18 protein-coding genes and 1 riboswitch are annotated in these 15300 nt (G+C 71.5%); of the genes, 12 read left to right on the top strand and 6 right to left on the bottom strand.

Annotated elements, in window-relative coordinates:
* Positions 1–30: 30 nt before the first annotated feature.
* A riboswitch (cobalamin riboswitch) is annotated at positions 31–170 on the bottom strand.
* Between the two features lie 116 nt (positions 171–286).
* The 3 genes from OHO27_RS33125 to OHO27_RS33135 form a co-directional block, all read right to left on the bottom strand.
* Positions 287–508 (bottom strand): hypothetical protein, encoded by a 222-nt coding sequence (locus OHO27_RS33125; RefSeq protein WP_328428633.1) that lies wholly within the window; start codon positions 506–508, stop codon positions 287–289.
* Between the two features lie 52 nt (positions 509–560).
* Positions 561–1793 (bottom strand): inorganic phosphate transporter, encoded by a 1233-nt coding sequence (locus OHO27_RS33130; RefSeq protein ID WP_328428634.1) that lies wholly within the window; start codon positions 1791–1793, stop codon positions 561–563.
* A gap of 164 nt (positions 1794–1957) precedes the next feature.
* A complete protein-coding gene (locus OHO27_RS33135; RefSeq protein WP_328428635.1) occupies positions 1958–2719 on the bottom strand; it encodes a lysozyme in 762 nt (253 codons plus the stop codon).
* A 207-nt stretch (positions 2720–2926) separates the two neighbouring features.
* Between OHO27_RS33135 and OHO27_RS33140 the strand changes: the two genes are divergently transcribed.
* The 3 genes from OHO27_RS33140 to OHO27_RS33150 all read left to right on the top strand — a co-directional run bounded on the left by OHO27_RS33140 (position 2927) and on the right by OHO27_RS33150 (position 6661).
* Positions 2927–3658 carry a class II aldolase/adducin family protein gene (locus OHO27_RS33140; RefSeq protein ID WP_328428636.1) on the top strand — a complete coding sequence of 244 codons (732 nt, stop codon included), beginning with the start codon at positions 2927–2929 and terminating at the stop codon, positions 3656–3658.
* Between the two features lie 260 nt (positions 3659–3918).
* On the top strand, positions 3919–5046 hold the full coding sequence (locus tag OHO27_RS33145) for an alpha/beta hydrolase (RefSeq protein ID WP_328428637.1): 1128 nt from the start codon (positions 3919–3921) through the stop codon (positions 5044–5046).
* Positions 5047–5377: 331 nt separating this feature from the next.
* Positions 5378–6661 (top strand): hypothetical protein, encoded by a 1284-nt coding sequence (locus OHO27_RS33150; RefSeq protein ID WP_443059644.1) that lies wholly within the window; start codon positions 5378–5380, stop codon positions 6659–6661.
* On the opposite strand, the gene OHO27_RS33155 is transcribed toward OHO27_RS33150, so the two are convergent.
* The gene (locus OHO27_RS33155; protein ID WP_328428638.1) at positions 6651–7064 is read right to left on the bottom strand and encodes a VOC family protein; all 414 of its coding nucleotides are present in this window, start codon (positions 7062–7064) and stop codon (positions 6651–6653) included. The genes OHO27_RS33150 and OHO27_RS33155 overlap by 11 nt on opposite strands.
* Before the next feature lie 280 nt (positions 7065–7344).
* Between OHO27_RS33155 and OHO27_RS33160 the strand changes: the two genes are divergently transcribed.
* The 4 genes from OHO27_RS33160 (at position 7345) to OHO27_RS33175 (ending at position 11343) form a co-directional block, all read left to right on the top strand.
* Entirely contained in the window at positions 7345–8130 is a 786-nt protein-coding gene (locus OHO27_RS33160) for a hypothetical protein (RefSeq protein WP_328428639.1), read from the top strand.
* Between the two features lie 124 nt (positions 8131–8254).
* Positions 8255–9853 (top strand): ABC-F family ATP-binding cassette domain-containing protein, encoded by a 1599-nt coding sequence (locus tag OHO27_RS33165; protein WP_328428640.1) that lies wholly within the window; start codon positions 8255–8257, stop codon positions 9851–9853.
* A 335-nt stretch (positions 9854–10188) separates the two neighbouring features.
* Entirely contained in the window at positions 10189–10407 is a 219-nt protein-coding gene (locus tag OHO27_RS33170) for a helix-turn-helix domain-containing protein (RefSeq protein ID WP_328428641.1), read from the top strand.
* A 132-nt stretch (positions 10408–10539) separates the two neighbouring features.
* Positions 10540–11343, top strand: a complete 804-nt coding sequence (locus OHO27_RS33175; RefSeq protein WP_328428642.1) for an enoyl-CoA hydratase/isomerase family protein — start codon at positions 10540–10542, stop codon at positions 11341–11343.
* A gap of 27 nt (positions 11344–11370) precedes the next feature.
* Here the strand turns inward: OHO27_RS33175 and OHO27_RS33180 are convergent, their stop codons facing one another.
* Entirely contained in the window at positions 11371–12093 is a 723-nt protein-coding gene (locus tag OHO27_RS33180; protein ID WP_328428643.1) for a nucleopolyhedrovirus P10 family protein, read from the bottom strand.
* Positions 12094–12180: 87 nt separating this feature from the next.
* Here OHO27_RS33180 and OHO27_RS33185 point away from each other — a divergent pair, with 87 nt between their 5' ends.
* From OHO27_RS33185 to amaP, 5 genes are read left to right on the top strand one after another with little or no spacing between them, the layout of a single operon-like run.
* Complete coding sequence (locus OHO27_RS33185; RefSeq protein WP_328428644.1) at positions 12181–12660, top strand: Asp23/Gls24 family envelope stress response protein; 480 nt, start codon at positions 12181–12183, stop codon at positions 12658–12660.
* A 59-nt stretch (positions 12661–12719) separates the two neighbouring features.
* Positions 12720–12905, top strand: coding sequence for a hypothetical protein (locus OHO27_RS33190; protein ID WP_328428645.1), 186 nt, complete (start codon positions 12720–12722; stop codon positions 12903–12905).
* Entirely contained in the window at positions 12902–13285 is a 384-nt protein-coding gene (locus OHO27_RS33195; protein ID WP_328428646.1) for an Asp23/Gls24 family envelope stress response protein, read from the top strand. The genes OHO27_RS33190 and OHO27_RS33195 overlap by 4 nt, the downstream gene beginning before the upstream one ends.
* Positions 13282–13962 (top strand): DUF6286 domain-containing protein, encoded by a 681-nt coding sequence (locus OHO27_RS33200; RefSeq protein ID WP_328428647.1) that lies wholly within the window; start codon positions 13282–13284, stop codon positions 13960–13962. The genes OHO27_RS33195 and OHO27_RS33200 overlap by 4 nt, the downstream gene beginning before the upstream one ends.
* A complete protein-coding gene (gene amaP / locus OHO27_RS33205) occupies positions 13959–14546 on the top strand; it encodes an alkaline shock response membrane anchor protein AmaP (RefSeq protein WP_328428648.1) in 588 nt (195 codons plus the stop codon). The genes OHO27_RS33200 and amaP overlap by 4 nt, the downstream gene beginning before the upstream one ends.
* On the opposite strand, the gene OHO27_RS33210 is transcribed toward amaP, so the two are convergent.
* Complete coding sequence (locus OHO27_RS33210; RefSeq protein WP_328428649.1) at positions 14543–15298, bottom strand: SDR family oxidoreductase; 756 nt, start codon at positions 15296–15298, stop codon at positions 14543–14545. The genes amaP and OHO27_RS33210 overlap by 4 nt on opposite strands.
* Positions 15299–15300 lie beyond the last annotated feature (2 nt).

Raw genomic sequence — 15300 nt, forward strand, 5'->3', positions numbered from 1 at the left:
TGTCCTCACTCAGGGTGTCCGCGCCCTGGTTCGACGAGACCGGCGGTGAGAGTTCCTGGCTCCCGGGGGTGTCTACCCCGGTGACAGTGGCGGGACCGCGCCGGATTCACACCGGCTTCCTCTCCTGCCGCCGCACATGGCTCCGGCAGTCCACCACGGGGTTGGAAGGGCCGTCAACTTGCCGTTGACCTGCGAAGGGAGAGTGTGCGAAGGCCCACACAGCAGTGAGGTGCGGGACGGTGATCCGTCCCGCACCTCGGGTGTTTCAGGTGGTGTGCGTCGTGCGTCAGGCCACGATCAGATAGATGCCGTACGCCACTGCCGCCGCGCATGCCGCGAAGCACGCGTACGCGCCCGTGACCGCGAGGGAGGCCGAGTCGCCCTGCGCCACGGCCCGTTCGCGCCGGGACAGGCCCGCGATGCCGAGGGTGAACAGGCCCACCAGGGCCACGGTGACCACGAGGCTGACGCCGAAGACGGAGCCGAGTGCCGCCCAGTCGATCTTCATGCTTCTGCTTTCCTGAGTGAGTGAGGGGGAGTGACTGGAGTGACCGGGTGCGTCAGACGGTGGCCTTGGAAGGCTCCGGCTCCGAGGACTGGGCCGGGATGGTGGCCGTGAGGTCCTCGGTGGCCGTGCCCGCGGGCGGCGGGGTCACGGCGGCCATGGCCGTGGTCACCACGCCGGCCGGCTCGTCGGACGCGTTGACGTTGGTGTGGTCGATGACCTCGCGGCGGGAGATCTTCCAGATCGCGGCGCTGGAGGCGACCAGGAAGACCGTGACGACGGCCGTGCCCCAGGCACCGAAGCCCGTCACGTACTCCGCGAGCGCGCCGACCAGCGCGGCAGCCGGGAGGGTCAGGCCCCAGGCGACGAACATGCGGGTCGCCGTCGACCAGCGGACCACACCGCCCTTGCGGCCGAGGCCCGCGCCCATCACCGCGCCGGAGACGGAGTGCGTGGTGGACAGGGAGAGGCCGAGGTGGGAGGAGGCCAGGATGACGGTGGCCGCGCTGGTCTGGGCGGCGAAGCCCTGCTGCGGCTGAAGGTCGGTCAGGCCCTTGCCCATGGTGCGGATGATGCGCCAGCCGCCGAGATAGGTGCCGAGCGCGATGGCCAGGCCCGCGGAGAGGATGACCCACATGGGCGGGTCGGAGTCGGGGGCGACGGCGCCGCCGGCGACCAGGGCGAGGGTGATGATGCCCATGGTCTTCTGCGCGTCATTGGTGCCGTGGGCGAGGGAGACCAGGCCGGCCGAGGCGATCTGGCCGGCGCGGTAGCCCTTCTTGGCGGACTGGCCGTCGGCCTTCTTGCCGAGCGAGTAGGTCAGGCGCGTGGCCAGCAACGCGGCGATACCCGCGACCAGCGGGGCGGCGATCGCCGGGATCAGCACCTTGGTGACGAGGGCGTCGCCGTGGACCGCGCCGATGCCGGCCGAGGCGATGGTGGCGCCGATCAGACCGCCCATCAGGGCGTGCGAGGAACTGGAGGGCAGGCCCACCAGCCAGGTCAGCAGGTTCCAGAGGATCGCACCGACCAGCGCGGCGAAGATGACCTCGGGACGGATGCCGGTCTCGTCGACGAGACCTTTGGAGATCGTGTTGGCGACCTCCACGGAGAGGAAGGCGCCGACAAGGTTCAGCACGGCGGACATGGCCACCGCGACCTTGGGCTTGAGCGCACCGGTCGAGATGGTGGTGGCCATCGCGTTGGCGGTGTCGTGGAAACCGTTCGTGAAATCGAACGCAAGTGCGGTTATGACCACAATCGCGAGGATCAGCGAGAAGTTTTCCATTTACCCAGGCAATCGTTCGAGGTCGTTGGCCGGACGAACGTAGGTAACCTGAATGAACGGAAGATGAACTGGGGTGAGCCGCACGGTGTCCGGAGGAGGGGGTTAATCGTCCGGTGGGCGAGGTCCCTCTCCCTCGGCCATCGCGCGGCCCGGTCGCCGCAAGGTCAGTAGCCTCGGGCAAACTTCTTGAGCTGGGTCATGGACCCGTTGAAGAGATTCTGGTCACCCGGCAGGCTGCCGCTGCCGTTGTCGTACTGCCAGATGGTCCAGAACTGCCATCCGGCGGGCAGTGCCCCCGCGCTGGAGGAGTCGTAGCGCGCTATCCACAGCGCGTGGTTCGAGGCGAAGGCGCCGCTGCCGCCGGTGCAGTTGTTCCACCAGTGCGTGGTGGTGTAGATCACCGGGCGGCGGCCGGTCAGCCGCTTCACCTCGTTGCTGAAGGACTGGATCCAGCTGACCATCTTCGCCTTGCTCAGCCCGTAGCACTTGTGCTTGCTGTACGGGTTGTACTCGATGTCGAGAGCGGGTGGCAGGGTCCAGCCGTCGGACCGCCAGTCACCGCCGTTGCGCACGAAGTACGCGGCCTGCGTCCTGCCCGACGACTTGTTCGGCAGCGCGAAGTGGTAGGCGCCGCGAATCAGGCCCGCGTTGCGGGAGCCGTTGTACTGCTGGCCGAAGTAGGGGTTGCGGTAGGTGTGGGACTCGGTCGCCTTGACGTAGACGAACTTGGCGCCCTTGCTCTTCGAGCTCTGCCAGTTGACGTTCTTCTGGTGGGAAGAGACGTCATGGCCCTTGGGCTTGCCGGCCGCCGAGGCAGGTATCTCGGCGAGTGCGGTTCCGCCGAGCGTGAGCGCTGCGACGGATATCGCCAGGAGGCGGGAGCGGTGGCGGGAGCGGTGACGGGACGGTTTGCGATCACGGGCCATATTTCCCCCCGGAATGGCGGCGTGCACGACAAATCAGCCAGAGGCTACGGGAAGATCGTTGAATCCTGATCGATCCCAGGCCAAGCTGGCGGGTGAGGGGCTATGTCCCGGTATGCGCCCTGCCGGACGCCGGTCTTCCCCCCTACAGTGCCCCGGCCCGGCGGCGACTTGATGCCGTGCCGCCGTCGCGCCTGGCAGGATCGCCGCATGGCTGAGGAGCGGCGGGACCAGCGGGGTGCGCGGGACGCGCGGGAGGGTGCACAGGAAGTGGGGGAGTCGTGGGGCCGCAGTGCGCGCCCCGAGGAGGCGGATGCCTGGGAGGCCCTCGTGGCGACGGCCCGCCGGACCGTCTCCGACGGGCTGGTCGTCGGCACGTCCGGGAACGTCTCGGTGCGGGTCGACGACACTGTGCTGGTCACGCCGTCGGGAGTGCCGTACGACCGCCTGACGCCGGACGATGTGACCGGGGTCGACCTGGACGGCAGGCAGGTGCTGGGCGCGCTGGTGCCGACGAGTGAGCTGCCCATGCATCTCGCCGTCTACCGCGCCACGGACGCCGGCGCCGCCGTCCACACCCACGCGGTCCACGCGACGGCCGTCTCGACCCTGGTGCCCGAGCTCCCGCTGATCCACTACATGGCCGCCGCCCTGGGCGGCCCCGTCCGAGTTGCCCCCTATGCGACCTACGGCACCCGGGAGTTGGCCGAGAACATGCTCCAGGCCCTCACCGACCGCACCGCCTGCCTCCTCCAGAACCACGGCACGATGGCCTACGGCGCGACGCTGGACCAGGCCTACGACCGCACCGCCCAGCTGGAGTGGATGTCCCGCCTGTGGCTCACGGCATCCTCGGTACCGGGCCTGTCCCCGTCGCTGCTGTCGGAGGGGCAGCTGGTGGAGGTAGCGGAGCGGTTGCGGGGGTACGGGCAGCGGGGGTGACGGGTGTGGTGCGGGTGCCTACGGCCGTTCTCCGATGCCGGTCCAGGCACTTCAGCCCGTCTGGGGGTGCCCCCTCTGGGGGAGTTTGAGGACGATGCCGTTCAGGCCGATGGCGGGGGTCTGGGGGCAGCCCCCAGCAGGCCCGCGCCGACGCCGCACACCCCGCAAACACACGGCAGCGGCACGCACCAAAACCCCGCATAGCCCACGGCAGTGACCTCCCACTGGCCGGCACCCCCATCCGCCCGGACACTGGATGGGTGCGCACTGTCAAAGCGACGGCCGCTGCCGTCACCGTGGCTCTGGCCGCCGGCGCCGCGAGCGTCGCCGCCGGGCGGTTCGCCAGTGGCGTCGCGCTGACGGCGCCCCCCGGCAGGCCCCTGCCCACCGAACCCCGCCTCACCGTGCACGCCACGGCCGCCGGCCAGATCGCGCTCACCCGCGACCTCGCCTCCCTGCGCCCCGGCACCTACGGGCTCTCCGGCGACGGCTCGCACGCGGTCGTCGGCCCCGTCCTCGCCGCGGCGAAGCACTCCGCCGACACCGTCGTACGCCGCCTGGAGCGCGTCACCCACGGCACCCTGGAACCCGGCGACCACGTCTGGCTCACCCCGAACGTGTACGTCGGCAACCCGAGCGCCGCCCTCGGCCTGGAGCACGCCGACGTCGACATCCCCGGCGAACTCGGCTCCCTGCCCGCCTGGTTCGTGCCCGGCGCTCGGGACACCTGGGTCATCGCGGTTCACGGCCTCGGCACCACCCGCGAACAGGCCATGAACGTCATGGAGTTCCTCAGCGGCCGCCACTTCCCGGTGCTCGCCCTCGCCTACCGGGGCGACCTCGGCGCGCCCCGCCCGCCGGACGGCCTGAACCACCTCGGCGAGACCGAGTGGCGCGACCTGGACGCCGCGATGCGCTACGCCGTGCGGTACGGCGCCAGACAACTCGTGCTGCTCGGCTGGTCCACCGGCGCCACGATGGCGCTGCGCGCCGCCGCGCACTCCGGGCTCCGCGACCGTGTCTCGGGCCTCGTCCTGGACTCCCCGGTCCTGAGCTGGGAGGCCACACTGCGCGCCCTCGCGTCGGCCCGCCACACGCCGAGCGCGCTGCTTCCGCTCGCGGTCCGCGCGGCACAGGGCCGCACCGGCCTGAACACGGACCGCGCCAACGGCGACGGCAACCGCGACGATCTCGCGGTGCCGACCCTGATCTTCCACGGGCCGGACGACCGGGTGGCCCCCTGGAGCCTCTCCCGTCGGCTGGCCGACGCCCGCCCCGACCTGGTGGCCCTCCAGACCGTCGACCGCGCACCCCACGCGGCCATGTGGAACGCCGACCCCGAGTTCTACGAGGAGGCCCTGCGCCGCTTCCTGACACCGCTCATGTGACGCCGGTGCGACGCCCCTCGGCCCGCCCCTCCCACACCGGTCGCGCGGATTCCGTTTAACCTCGTACCAGTGGCCGGTATTCGGACCCTTGCCGCTCGCAGGACCCCGTGCGTTGGCCATCCCCGTCGCCCCTCGTGACATTCCGTTTGGGTTTTCGGACCGTCAACCGGAAGACTGCACCCGTGACGTCCCGTATCCCGCGCGACTCCAGGCTTCGACTCGTCCGCCCGCGACCCCTGGCCGCCGCCCCACGAGCTGTGAACCAGCGGCGCCCCCGCCGCCCCGCGCCCCGCCCCCGGAGGGCACACCCGCCCCGGCGGAGCTGGCCAGAATGGCTCGCTCCGGTCTGGCCGCCGCGGCCCGCGTCGCCCACTGGGCCGACACCGCGCTACGCCCCGGCCGTGACAGCGCCAGCCCTGACGGCAAAGGCACCCTCTCCGAGGCAACGGCCGAACGCGCGGCCCGCGACCTCGGCCTGACCGTGACTCAGGTCCGCGCCGACTGGGACACCGCCCGCCTGGCCGGACTCGTCGAGGTGCACGGCGACAGTGCCCGCCCCGGCTGGCGCCTGCGCGCCTGGGACCGCGACGACAGCGCCGTGCTGCGCGGCTGGGTCGCCCTCTTCGACGCCTGGTCGCTCGCCCACCCGGAACCCGAGCGGCACGAGCACGGCGCCGTGGCCGACGTCGTCTCGGCCCTGCCCCAGGTGCTCTCCTTCCTTCAGCTGTCCGCCGGGCCCGTCCCGGTGGAACAGCTCCTGGACCTGCTGGGGCAGCGCGTCACCGAGCTGCGCACCGAGAGGTGCGAGATCCCCTACGGGCCCCGGCCCGAGCCCGCGCCGGTCCCCGAAGCCACGGCCGCCGAGGACACGCCCCTCGCCCCGCTCCTCGACTGGGCCCTGCACGCCCTCGCCTCCGTCGGCGCCCTCACCTGCGGAGACGGCCAGGCCACGCTCACGCCGCTCGGCAGCTGGGCGGTCTGGGTCAAGTTGGAGCAGATCTGCGTCGCCGCGCAGAGCCCCGCCGGGAACATCGAGCAGTCCGCCGAAGCCATGCTCCGCGGCTGCGCCCAGCTCCGCCCGAACGCCGCCCGCGACGAATACCGCGCCTGGCTCGCCGCCCGCCCCGTGGGCAGCGCCGTCGCGGAACTCCTCGGCGCCGCCCGCGGCGACGACGCCCTCCTGCGCGGCCTCGCCTTCGAGGCGCTGCGCGTCGTCGGCGCCCCCGCCGAGCCCGACGTGCGCGCCGTCCTCGACCAGCCGACCCTGCGCCCGTACGCCCTGCTGTGGCTGGCCGAGCACGACGGCATCGACCCCGAGGACGCCCACGAGGTGCTCACCCGGGACGAGGCCACCTGGCTGTGGGTCGACACCGCCGCCGCCGTCGCCGACCACGGCGAGGCCCCGATGCTGGTACGGCACCTGGAGTCCTCGGTGCAGCCGACCGTGCCCGCGCTCCTGGACGAGGTGCGCGCCGTCGGCCACCCCCGCACCGTGCAGGTCCTGGTCGCGCTCGCCGCCGCCCACCCCGACCCCGCCCTCGCCAAGGCAGTACGCCGCGCCGCCTTCCAGGTGCACACCGGGGGAGCTGAGCCGGGACCGGCGCTCAGCCCTTGATCTCGGGGGCGTAGGTGCCGAAGCTCCACACATTGCCCTCGACGTCCCGGGCCATGTAGTCCCGCGAGCCGTAGTCCTGGTCCGTCGGGGGCATCAGGATCTCCGCGCCCTGCTCCACGGCCCGCCGGTGGTGTGCGTCGACGTCGTCCACGACGATGTACACCCCGGTCGTTCCCGCGTCCTTCATCACCTTGTCGAAGGCGCTGCCCGTGCCCTTGGAACCGAGCATCACGGCGCCGTTGCCCTGCGCCAGCTCGGCGTGCGCCACCGAGCCGTCCTCGCCCTCGTACACGGCCAGCGCCGTGAACCCGAAGGCCTCCGTGAGCTGCTTGATGGCCGCCTTCGCGTCCGCGTAAAGCAGCGTGGGGTAGATGCTCGGACGCCCACCGCTCGTGCCTGCCATACCGATCACTCCTTCGTGACCCATCGCCGTGATCCATCTCCGTGGTCCATCGCTGTCGACCGCCGGAAAACCGACCTGCTGCCCAGTCTTGCAGCGACCACTGACAACGGCCCGTGAGCCGAAGCCGCCAAGCGGGGGACGGGCCCGAGCGCCCTCGCCGTGTCCCGACGGCAGGCGCCCGCCACCGGCCCCGGGCGTGGCTACGCTTCTGCGCCTGATCCGTGGGAAGCGGGCTCCGGACCGGCCGGACGAGACCTGGCCGACGAGACCAGGGGGTGTGGTGGCCACTCAGCCGGTCGAGGCGGCCGAAAACAGCGAAGGGACAACGGCTCCCGGCGTCACATCCCCCAAGCCCGCCGCAGCCACCCGCTCCCGCCTGCTGCCGACGTTTCTCGCGCTCCTCCTCGCGCCCCCGCTCCTCGCCATCGCCCACCACACCCGCCCCGCCCCCTACGGCGACCACCTCACCGTCCATGCGGCCGCCCCCGCGCGCGTGCGCCCCGCCACCACCCCTCAGCAGCCGCAGCAGCCACCGACGCCCCTCCGCACGCGCCGAGCGGCCATCGAGGCCCGCCATCCCGTCACCGGAGCCCCCCTGTGGCGCTACGCCCGCGAAGGCCGCCGCCCCCTCACGTCGCTCCACACGCGCGGGGAGGCGATCACGCTCTGGGACGACGGCATGGTCACCGCCACCGACGGCCGCTCGGTGCGCTGGCACCGCGCCCTACCCGCGGCCGACGAGTGGCTGCCGGCCCACGGTGGCGCAGGCGTCCTGCATGCCCTCGGCCGCGGCATGCTCGCCGTCGTCACTCCGCACCGCGTCGCCGCGTACCGCATCGCCGACGGCGACCTGCGCTGGGTGCTGCCCGCCCGCGAGGACTGCGCCTTCGAGCCCGCACGTGCCGTACGTCACGGCAAGACGCTCCTCCTCGCCCAGCCCTGCACCCGCGCGGTCCGGACCGTGCAGGTCATCGCCGTGGACGGCCTGGGGCAGATCACCCCCCACCGCCGACCGCTCGGCAACGAAGTCCGCGAGAGAGGCGCCGAGCCCCGGCCGAACACGTGAACCCAGAAAAAGTGGTTGCATCGCCCCGTTAGACTGGCCTCATGGCCATTCTCCTCGCGCACTAGACGGCGGGAACGTCCTCAGCCGCCCATCCCGCCACCCACCCTTGCCCTGGAGTCTGTCCGTGATCTCCGCCTCCGGTATCGAGCTGCGCGCCGGTGCGCGCGTCCTCATCGAGTCCGCGACCTTCCGCGTCGCCAAGGGCGACCGCATCGGCCTCGTCGGCCGCAACGGCGCCGGCAAGACCACCCTCACCAAGTGCCTCGCCGGCGAGGGCATCCCCGCCGGCGGCACCATCACCCGCTCCGGCGAGGTCGGCTACCTCCCTCAGGACCCCCGCACCGGCGACCTCGACGTCCTCGCCAGCGACCGCATCCTCTCCGCGCGCGGCCTGGACGTCCTGATCCGCAGGATGCGCGACAACGAACAGCGCATCGCCAACGGCCAGGGCGCCACCCGCGAGAAGGCCCTCAGGCAGTACGAGCGCCAGGAGACGGAGTTCCTCACCAAGGGCGGGTACTCCGCCGAGGCCGAGGCCGCCACCATCGCCGCCGCGCTGAACCTGCCCGACCGGGTGCTGGGGCAGCCGCTGCACACCCTCTCCGGCGGTCAGCGCCGCCGTATCGAGCTCGCCCGCATCCTGTTCTCGGACGCGGACACCCTGCTGCTCGACGAGCCGACGAACCACCTCGACGCCGACTCGGTCATCTGGCTGCGCGACTACCTGAAGACGTATCGCGGCGGCTTCATCGTGATCTCCCACGACGTCGACCTGGTCGAGACTGTCGTCAACAAGGTCTTCTACCTGGACGCCAACCGCGCCCAGATCGACATCTACAACATGGGCTGGAAGCTCTACCAGCAGCAGCGCGAGGCCGACGAGAAGCGCCGCAAGCGCGAGCGGCAGAACGCCGAGAAGAAGGCCGCCGCGCTGCACTCGCAGGCCGACAAGATGCGCGCCAAGGCGACCAAGACGGTCGCCGCGCAGAACATGGCCAAGCGGGCCGACAAGCTCCTCGCCGGCCTCGAAGCGGTGCGCATGCAGGACAAGGTCGCCAAGCTCCGCTTCCCCGAGCCCGCGCCCTGCGGCAAGACCCCGCTGACCGCGGAGGGCCTATCGAAGTCGTACGGCTCCCTGGAGATCTTCACCGACGTCGACCTGGCCATCGACAAGGGGTCGCGGGTCGTCATCCTCGGCCTCAACGGCGCCGGCAAGACGACCCTGTTGCGGCTTCTCGCCGGTGTCGAGCAGCCGGACACCGGCGCCGTCATCCCCGGCCACGGCCTCAAGGTCGGGTACTACGCCCAGGAGCACGAGACCCTGGACGCCGACCGCACCGTCCTGGAGAACATGCGCTCGGCCGCCCCCGACATGGACCTCGTCGAGGTCCGCAAGGTGCTCGGCTCGTTCCTGTTCTCCGGCGACGACGTCGACAAGCCCGCCAGTGTCCTCTCCGGCGGCGAGAAGACCCGCCTCGCCCTCGCCACCCTCGTGGTGTCGTCGGCGAACGTCCTGCTCCTCGACGAGCCGACCAACAACCTCGACCCGGCCAGCCGCGAGGAGATCCTCGGCGCGCTGCGCACCTACAAGGGTGCGGTCGTGCTCGTCACCCACGACGAGGGCGCCGTCGAGGCGCTGCAGCCGGAGCGGATCATTCTGCTGCCGGACGGTGTCGAGGACCTGTGGGGCGCCGACTACGCGGATCTCGTCGCCCTGGCTTGATCGAATGCGTGATCAACGGCGTATGGATCATTCGGCCTATCGGTGATCCATCATCTGTGTGAGATCTCCTCGTACCGAGGTGTGTACTACATCGATTTTCCGGCCGAGTCCTTTATCGACAAGGGCTCGGCCGTCTCACGACGCTGACCTGGGAGTTCGCAGAAGAACCCGTTCGGCCGTACGGACAACATTCTCCGGAATCACGGATTCCGCATGTGGGGATGTACTCCTGTCGTCACAACCGTGTCTCACGGACCTTGCCGAATGGGTGGCCATGAAGCCCCGGAGGGGTGATCATGAGGAGACCAGAGCGCACTTCCCATGAGGAGGCACGGGTGGCCGAGACTCTGAAGAAGGGCAGCCGGGTAACCGGCGCCGCGCGCGACAAGCTCGCGGCAGACCTGAAGAAGAAGTACGACTCCGGTGCGAGCATTCGGGCACTGGCCGAGGAAACCGGCCGCTCGTATGGCTTCGTACACCGGATGCTCAGCGAGTCGGGCGTCACGCTTCGTGGGCGTGGCGGCGCGACGCGAGGCAAGAAGGCGACCGGCTGACACCGGGCGGCCCATCGGCTTCGATGGTGGCCACCCGGTCGGTCGACTGATCGGCCGGGTGGTTACTGTGCAGTCACTTAGGGGGTGCCCTTCTGGGCATCCCATGATGACCGCACTCATCGGAGGCGCCCCATGGCTTCGCCCGACCAGGACCTCGCTCCCCTGCTCGACAAGAACGGCGTACAGCTCACCGTCGACGGCGCGATCGCCACGGTGACGCTGTCGAACCCGGCCAAGCGCAATGCGCAGAGCCCCGCCATGTGGCGGACGCTCGCCGAGGCCGGGCGGGCCGTGCCGGGCAGCGTGCGGGTCGTCGTGCTGCGCGGTGAGGGCAAGTCCTTCTCCGCCGGGCTCGACCGGCAGATGTTCACGCCCGACGGGATCGAGGGCGAACGCTCGTTCATCGACCTCGCGCGCAGCAGCGACGGTGAACTCGACGCTGCCATCGCCGAGTTCCAGGACGGCTTCACCTGGTGGCGGCGTAACGACGTCGTGTCCATCGCCGCCGTACAGGGGCATGCCATCGGGGCGGGTTTCCAGCTCGCGCTCGCCTGTGACGTGCGCGTCGTCGCGGACGACGTGCAGTTCGCCATGCGTGAGACCAGCCTCGGGCTGGTGCCGGACCTGACGGGTACGCACCCGCTGGTCGGGCTGGTCGGTTACGGCCGTGCGCTGGAGATCTGCGTGACGGGTCGCTTCGTGCTGGCCGAGGAGGCCGTCAGCAGCGGGCTGGCCAACCTCGCCGTGCCCGCGGACCAACTCGACGACGCCGTACGGGATCTGGCGGCGGCGATCGTCGCCGCGCCGCGGGATGCCGTGATCGAGACCAAGGCGCTGCTTCGTGGTGCCGTGGACCGGACCTACGACGAGCAGCGCGGTGCCGAGCGGGCCGCGCAGGCGCGCCGGCTGCGGGACCTGGCCGGCCTCGGCGAATAAGTCATGCGCTGATCAATGATGCGCTGATCAACTGACGGCTGTGATCAGTACCGCGACCGTCGGGCGATCTGCCAGCGCCTCTGCCACCCACTCGCGGACCTCCCGGGCCACCTCCACCGCCCGGCGGTCCGCGCGCACGGCGATCTCCACGCGTACGTGCCGGCGCGGCAGGGCGGCCCCGTCCTGCCGTTCCTCGATGTGCACCGCACGGTTCAACCCGCTCAGGGCGCCTGTCAGTTGGATCACCCCGGGGACCGCCAGGGCCGCGGCGGCGACGCGCTCCTCGTCGGGGCTTACGGGCTCCGCGGCCCGCGTCGGCTCGTCCTGGTGCAGGGGAGCGGGTTCGGCGCCCTCGTCGAGCAGGGCCGTCACCCGCAGATCCACCTCGGTCACCGTCAGGCCGAGACGTTCCGCGGCCGCGCCGGCCAGCAGTTCGCGCAGCCGGTCCGCCGTCGTGGGCAGCGCCTCGGCCGCCGTCGCCGCGAAGTCCGCCGTCACCCGCAAGGGGCCCGGTGGCAGCGCGCTCGGCGGCGGCGGTACGGCTGCCTCCTGCGTGTCCTCCGGGTCGGTGAGCCCGATCCGGAGCGCGTCCAGCCGTACCCCGCGCATGTCCTCGGCCGCGCGCCGCAGCACCGCCTCTGCCGCCTTCTCGGAGATCCACGCGCCGTCGCGCGCGCCGCCCAGGGGCAGCAGCCTGCCGAGCCCCAGCTGCTGCCGGACCGCCTGAGTCCACCTGTCCGTCGTCGTCATTCCTCCAGCCTGCCGCATCCCTGGGGCGCAATCGCGTAACCGTGCTTACGGTGGTCAAAGGACGACGACCGAAAAGGACGGACGGCCATGAGTGAGACGACGGAACAAAACCGGCGGACGGAGGGCGAGACCCTCAGCACCCGCAAGAGCCAGGTGACCCGGCGCGGTGGGGGAGAACCCGGTGCCCGTGGCCGGACCACCATCGCCGACGGCGTCGTGGAGAAGATCGCCGGGATGGCCGCACGCGATGTGGACGGTGTACACGCCATGGGCAGCGGTATCTCGCGGACCTTCGGGGCTGTGCGCGACCGGGTGCCGGGCGGCACGACGAAGTCCGTGTCGCGCGGGGTGAAGGTCGAGGTCGGCGAGGTACAGGCCGCGCTCGACCTGGAGATCGTCGTCGAGTACGGCGTGTCGATCTCCGACGTGGCCCGGGACGTGCGCGAGAACGTGATCAACGCCGTCGAGCGGATGACCGGGCTCGAAGTCGTCGAGGTCAACATCGCGGTGAGCGATGTGAAGCTTCCGGAGGAAGAGGAAGAGGAAGAGGAGCGCCGGATCCAGTGAGGCGCCGGCGACCCGACAACGCAGCGGCCGTGAGCTGCTGAGGAGCTGAGGAGCGCAGCATGAGCATGGCCGTGGTCGGCATGATCGCCGGCATGGCACTGGGCTTCGCCGGGTACTTCGGCGGATTCGGCGCCTTCCTGCTGGTGGCGGCGCTCGGCGCCGTCGGCTTCGTCGTCGGGCGGTTGCTGGAGGGTGAGTACGAGCTCGGTGACTTCTTCCGGCGCCGTGACGAACGGCGGCGGTGACGCCGGTGAGCACGGGGGCCGGTGAAGTCGGCAGACCCCTTGCCACCGTCCCTCCGGGCGAGCGCGGGGCGACCAGGATCGCCGACCGGGTCGTGGCGAAGGTCGCCTCACAGGCTGCCCGCGAGGCCGTGGGGGACCTCACCAAGGATGCCGCCCGGCCGCATGCCAACGTCGTCGTGCACCACGAGACCGCGCGGGTCCTCGTCCACCTCGAACTCGACTACCCCACGGACATCGGCTCCCGGTGCGCGACCGTGCGTCGGCACGTCGTCGAGCGGGTAGGCGCGTTGGTGGGCATGGAGGTGCCGGAGGTCGCCGTGCACGTGGAGCGGCTGCACCCGGCGCGCCGACCGGGCGCGGCACAGGGGAGGACGCGATGAGCGAGTCCCAGGGTTCCGAGGGCGCCACACAGAGACTGCCGGTCATCGAGAAGGAGGCCGGAGCCGCCACCCTCGACCAGTCGGCGTCGGCGGCGGACTACGACCCACCGCGCCCGGTCGACGAGAAGGGCGGCGGTCAACGCCGCTTCTGGTCGGCGCGCCGGATCCCCGCCGGGATCACGGCGCTCGTGCTGCTGTTCGTCGCGGGCATGTTCCTCTACGACATCGTGTCCGTGCGCGCCGACCGGCCCGCCATGCGCTGGCGCCGGGAACTGGCCCAGCAACTCGCCGAGCGTCCCCTCGACGACATCTGGGTGCTCGTCGGCGCGGGCGTCGCCGCCGTACTCGGCCTCTGGCTGCTCGTCCTGGCCACCACGCCGGGCCTGCGGTCCGTACTGCCGATGCGGCGCACCCACCCCGACGTACGCGCCGGACTCCACCGCGACCTCGCCGCCCTGGTCCTGCGCGACCGTGCGATGGAGGTCTCCGGGGTCCAGTCGGTACGGGTACGGGTGCGCAGGTCCCGGGCCGACGTCCGCGCCATGTCGCACTTCCGTGAACTGGACGACGTACGCGCCGACCTGGACGCCACGCTCGCCGACGCGATCAGGGGCCTGGGACTGACCCGCCCGCCGTCGCTGTCGGTGCATGTGCGGCGGCCGGGACGGAAGGGGTGAGGGCCGTGATCAGGGTGGTCAACCGGGTGCTGATCGGGCTCGTCGGGCTGGTGCTGCTCGTGATCGGCGGATCCGTACTGGCGGTCGGGCTCGGGCTGGATCCCCCGTCCTGGTGGATCCATGACAGTCGGCACGACGTCCTGCTCAGCGACGCCGAACGCACGCGCTGGCGGGACGACGGCTGGTGGTGGCCTGTAGTGATCGCCGTGCTGGCCGTCCTGCTGCTGCTCGCCCTGTGGTGGCTGACCTCGGTCCTGCGCCGGCACCGCCTCGCCGAGGTCCTGGTGAACACCGGCGACGGCGAGGGCGCAGTGCTGCGGGGCCGTGCCCTGGAGAGCGTCCTCGCGAACGAGGCGACGGGTCTGGAGGGCGTCCAGCGGGCCCGCGTCCAGCTGACGGGCAGGCGCACCACCCCCGAGACCCGGGTGCGCCTCCGGCTGGAACCGCACGTGGATCCCGGGACCGCCTTGAACGACCTCACCACCCAGGCGCTGGGCCACGCCCGCAATTCGGCGGGCCTCGCGTCACTGCCGGCGGAAGTGCGCCTGCGGGGCGTCAAGCACGGTGCGGAAAGGGTGAGTTAGAACCCGTGCCGCATTCCGCCGTCCACCGGCAGCATGATCCCCGTCAGATAGGACGCGGCCGGAGACAGCAAGAAGGCCGCCGCACGCCCGAACTCGTCCGGGGTCCCGTACCGCCGCAACGGAATCCGCGACTCGTTGGCGGCCCGAGTGGCCTCCGGGTCGGCCGACAGTCCGTCCAGCTCGCGCACGCGGTCCGTGTCGATCCGTGACGGCAGCAGTCCCACGACCCGAATGCCCCGCGGCCCCAGTTCGTCCGCAAGAGACTTGGCGAACCCGGCGAGCCCCGGCCGCAGCCCGTTCGAAATGGTCAGCCCCGGCAGCGGCTCGTGCACCGAGGCCGACAGCACGAACCCGATGACGCCGCCCGCGTCGAGTTCCGCCGCCGCCGTCCTGGCCAGCCGCACCGCCCCGAGGAACACCGACTCGAACGCGGCCTGCCACTGCTCGTCCGTGTTGTCCGCGACGAACCCGGCCGGCGGCCCGCCCACGCTGATGAGGACGCCGTCGAAGCCGCCGAAGGCATCCCGCGCGGCACCGATCAGACGTGCCGCGGCATCCGCTTCGGCGTTGTCCACGGCGATCCCGACGGCGTTCGGCCCCAGCTCGGCCGCCGCGGCGGCGACCCGCTCCTCGTCCCTGCCGGTCACGACGACCTTCGCCCCGTCGGCCACCAGCTCACGCGCCGCCGCGTTGCCCAGCCCGCGCGTGGCCCCCGTGACGACGTACACCCGGTCCTTCAGTCCAAGATCCATGG

Source organism: Streptomyces sp. NBC_00443, from assembly GCF_036014175.1.
In the GTDB taxonomy this organism is placed as follows: domain Bacteria; phylum Actinomycetota; class Actinomycetes; order Streptomycetales; family Streptomycetaceae; genus Streptomyces.

Bases quoted from the DNA above. Each gene is read 5' to 3' on its own strand.
- OHO27_RS33210 (WP_328428649.1), bottom strand. From the start codon at position 15,298: ATGGATCTTGGACTGAAGGACCGGGTGTACGTCGTCACGGGGGCCACG.
- OHO27_RS33150 (WP_443059644.1), top strand. From the start codon at position 5,378: ATGGCTCGCTCCGGTCTGGCCGCCGCGGCCCGCGTCGCCCACTGGGCC.
- OHO27_RS33130 (WP_328428634.1), bottom strand. From the start codon at position 1,793: ATGGAAAACTTCTCGCTGATCCTCGCGATTGTGGTCATAACCGCACTT.
- OHO27_RS33140 (WP_328428636.1), top strand. From the start codon at position 2,927: ATGGCTGAGGAGCGGCGGGACCAGCGGGGTGCGCGGGACGCGCGGGAG.
- OHO27_RS33200 (WP_328428647.1), top strand. From the start codon at position 13,282: ATGAGCGAGTCCCAGGGTTCCGAGGGCGCCACACAGAGACTGCCGGTC.
- OHO27_RS33135 (WP_328428635.1), bottom strand. From the start codon at position 2,719: ATGGCCCGTGATCGCAAACCGTCCCGTCACCGCTCCCGCCACCGCTCC.
- OHO27_RS33185 (WP_328428644.1), top strand. From the start codon at position 12,181: ATGAGTGAGACGACGGAACAAAACCGGCGGACGGAGGGCGAGACCCTC.
- OHO27_RS33180 (WP_328428643.1), bottom strand. From the start codon at position 12,093: ATGACGACGACGGACAGGTGGACTCAGGCGGTCCGGCAGCAGCTGGGG.
- OHO27_RS33175 (WP_328428642.1), top strand. From the start codon at position 10,540: ATGGCTTCGCCCGACCAGGACCTCGCTCCCCTGCTCGACAAGAACGGC.
- OHO27_RS33190 (WP_328428645.1), top strand. From the start codon at position 12,720: ATGAGCATGGCCGTGGTCGGCATGATCGCCGGCATGGCACTGGGCTTC.
- OHO27_RS33125 (WP_328428633.1), bottom strand. From the start codon at position 508: ATGAAGATCGACTGGGCGGCACTCGGCTCCGTCTTCGGCGTCAGCCTC.
- OHO27_RS33155 (WP_328428638.1), bottom strand. From the start codon at position 7,064: ATGGCAGGCACGAGCGGTGGGCGTCCGAGCATCTACCCCACGCTGCTT.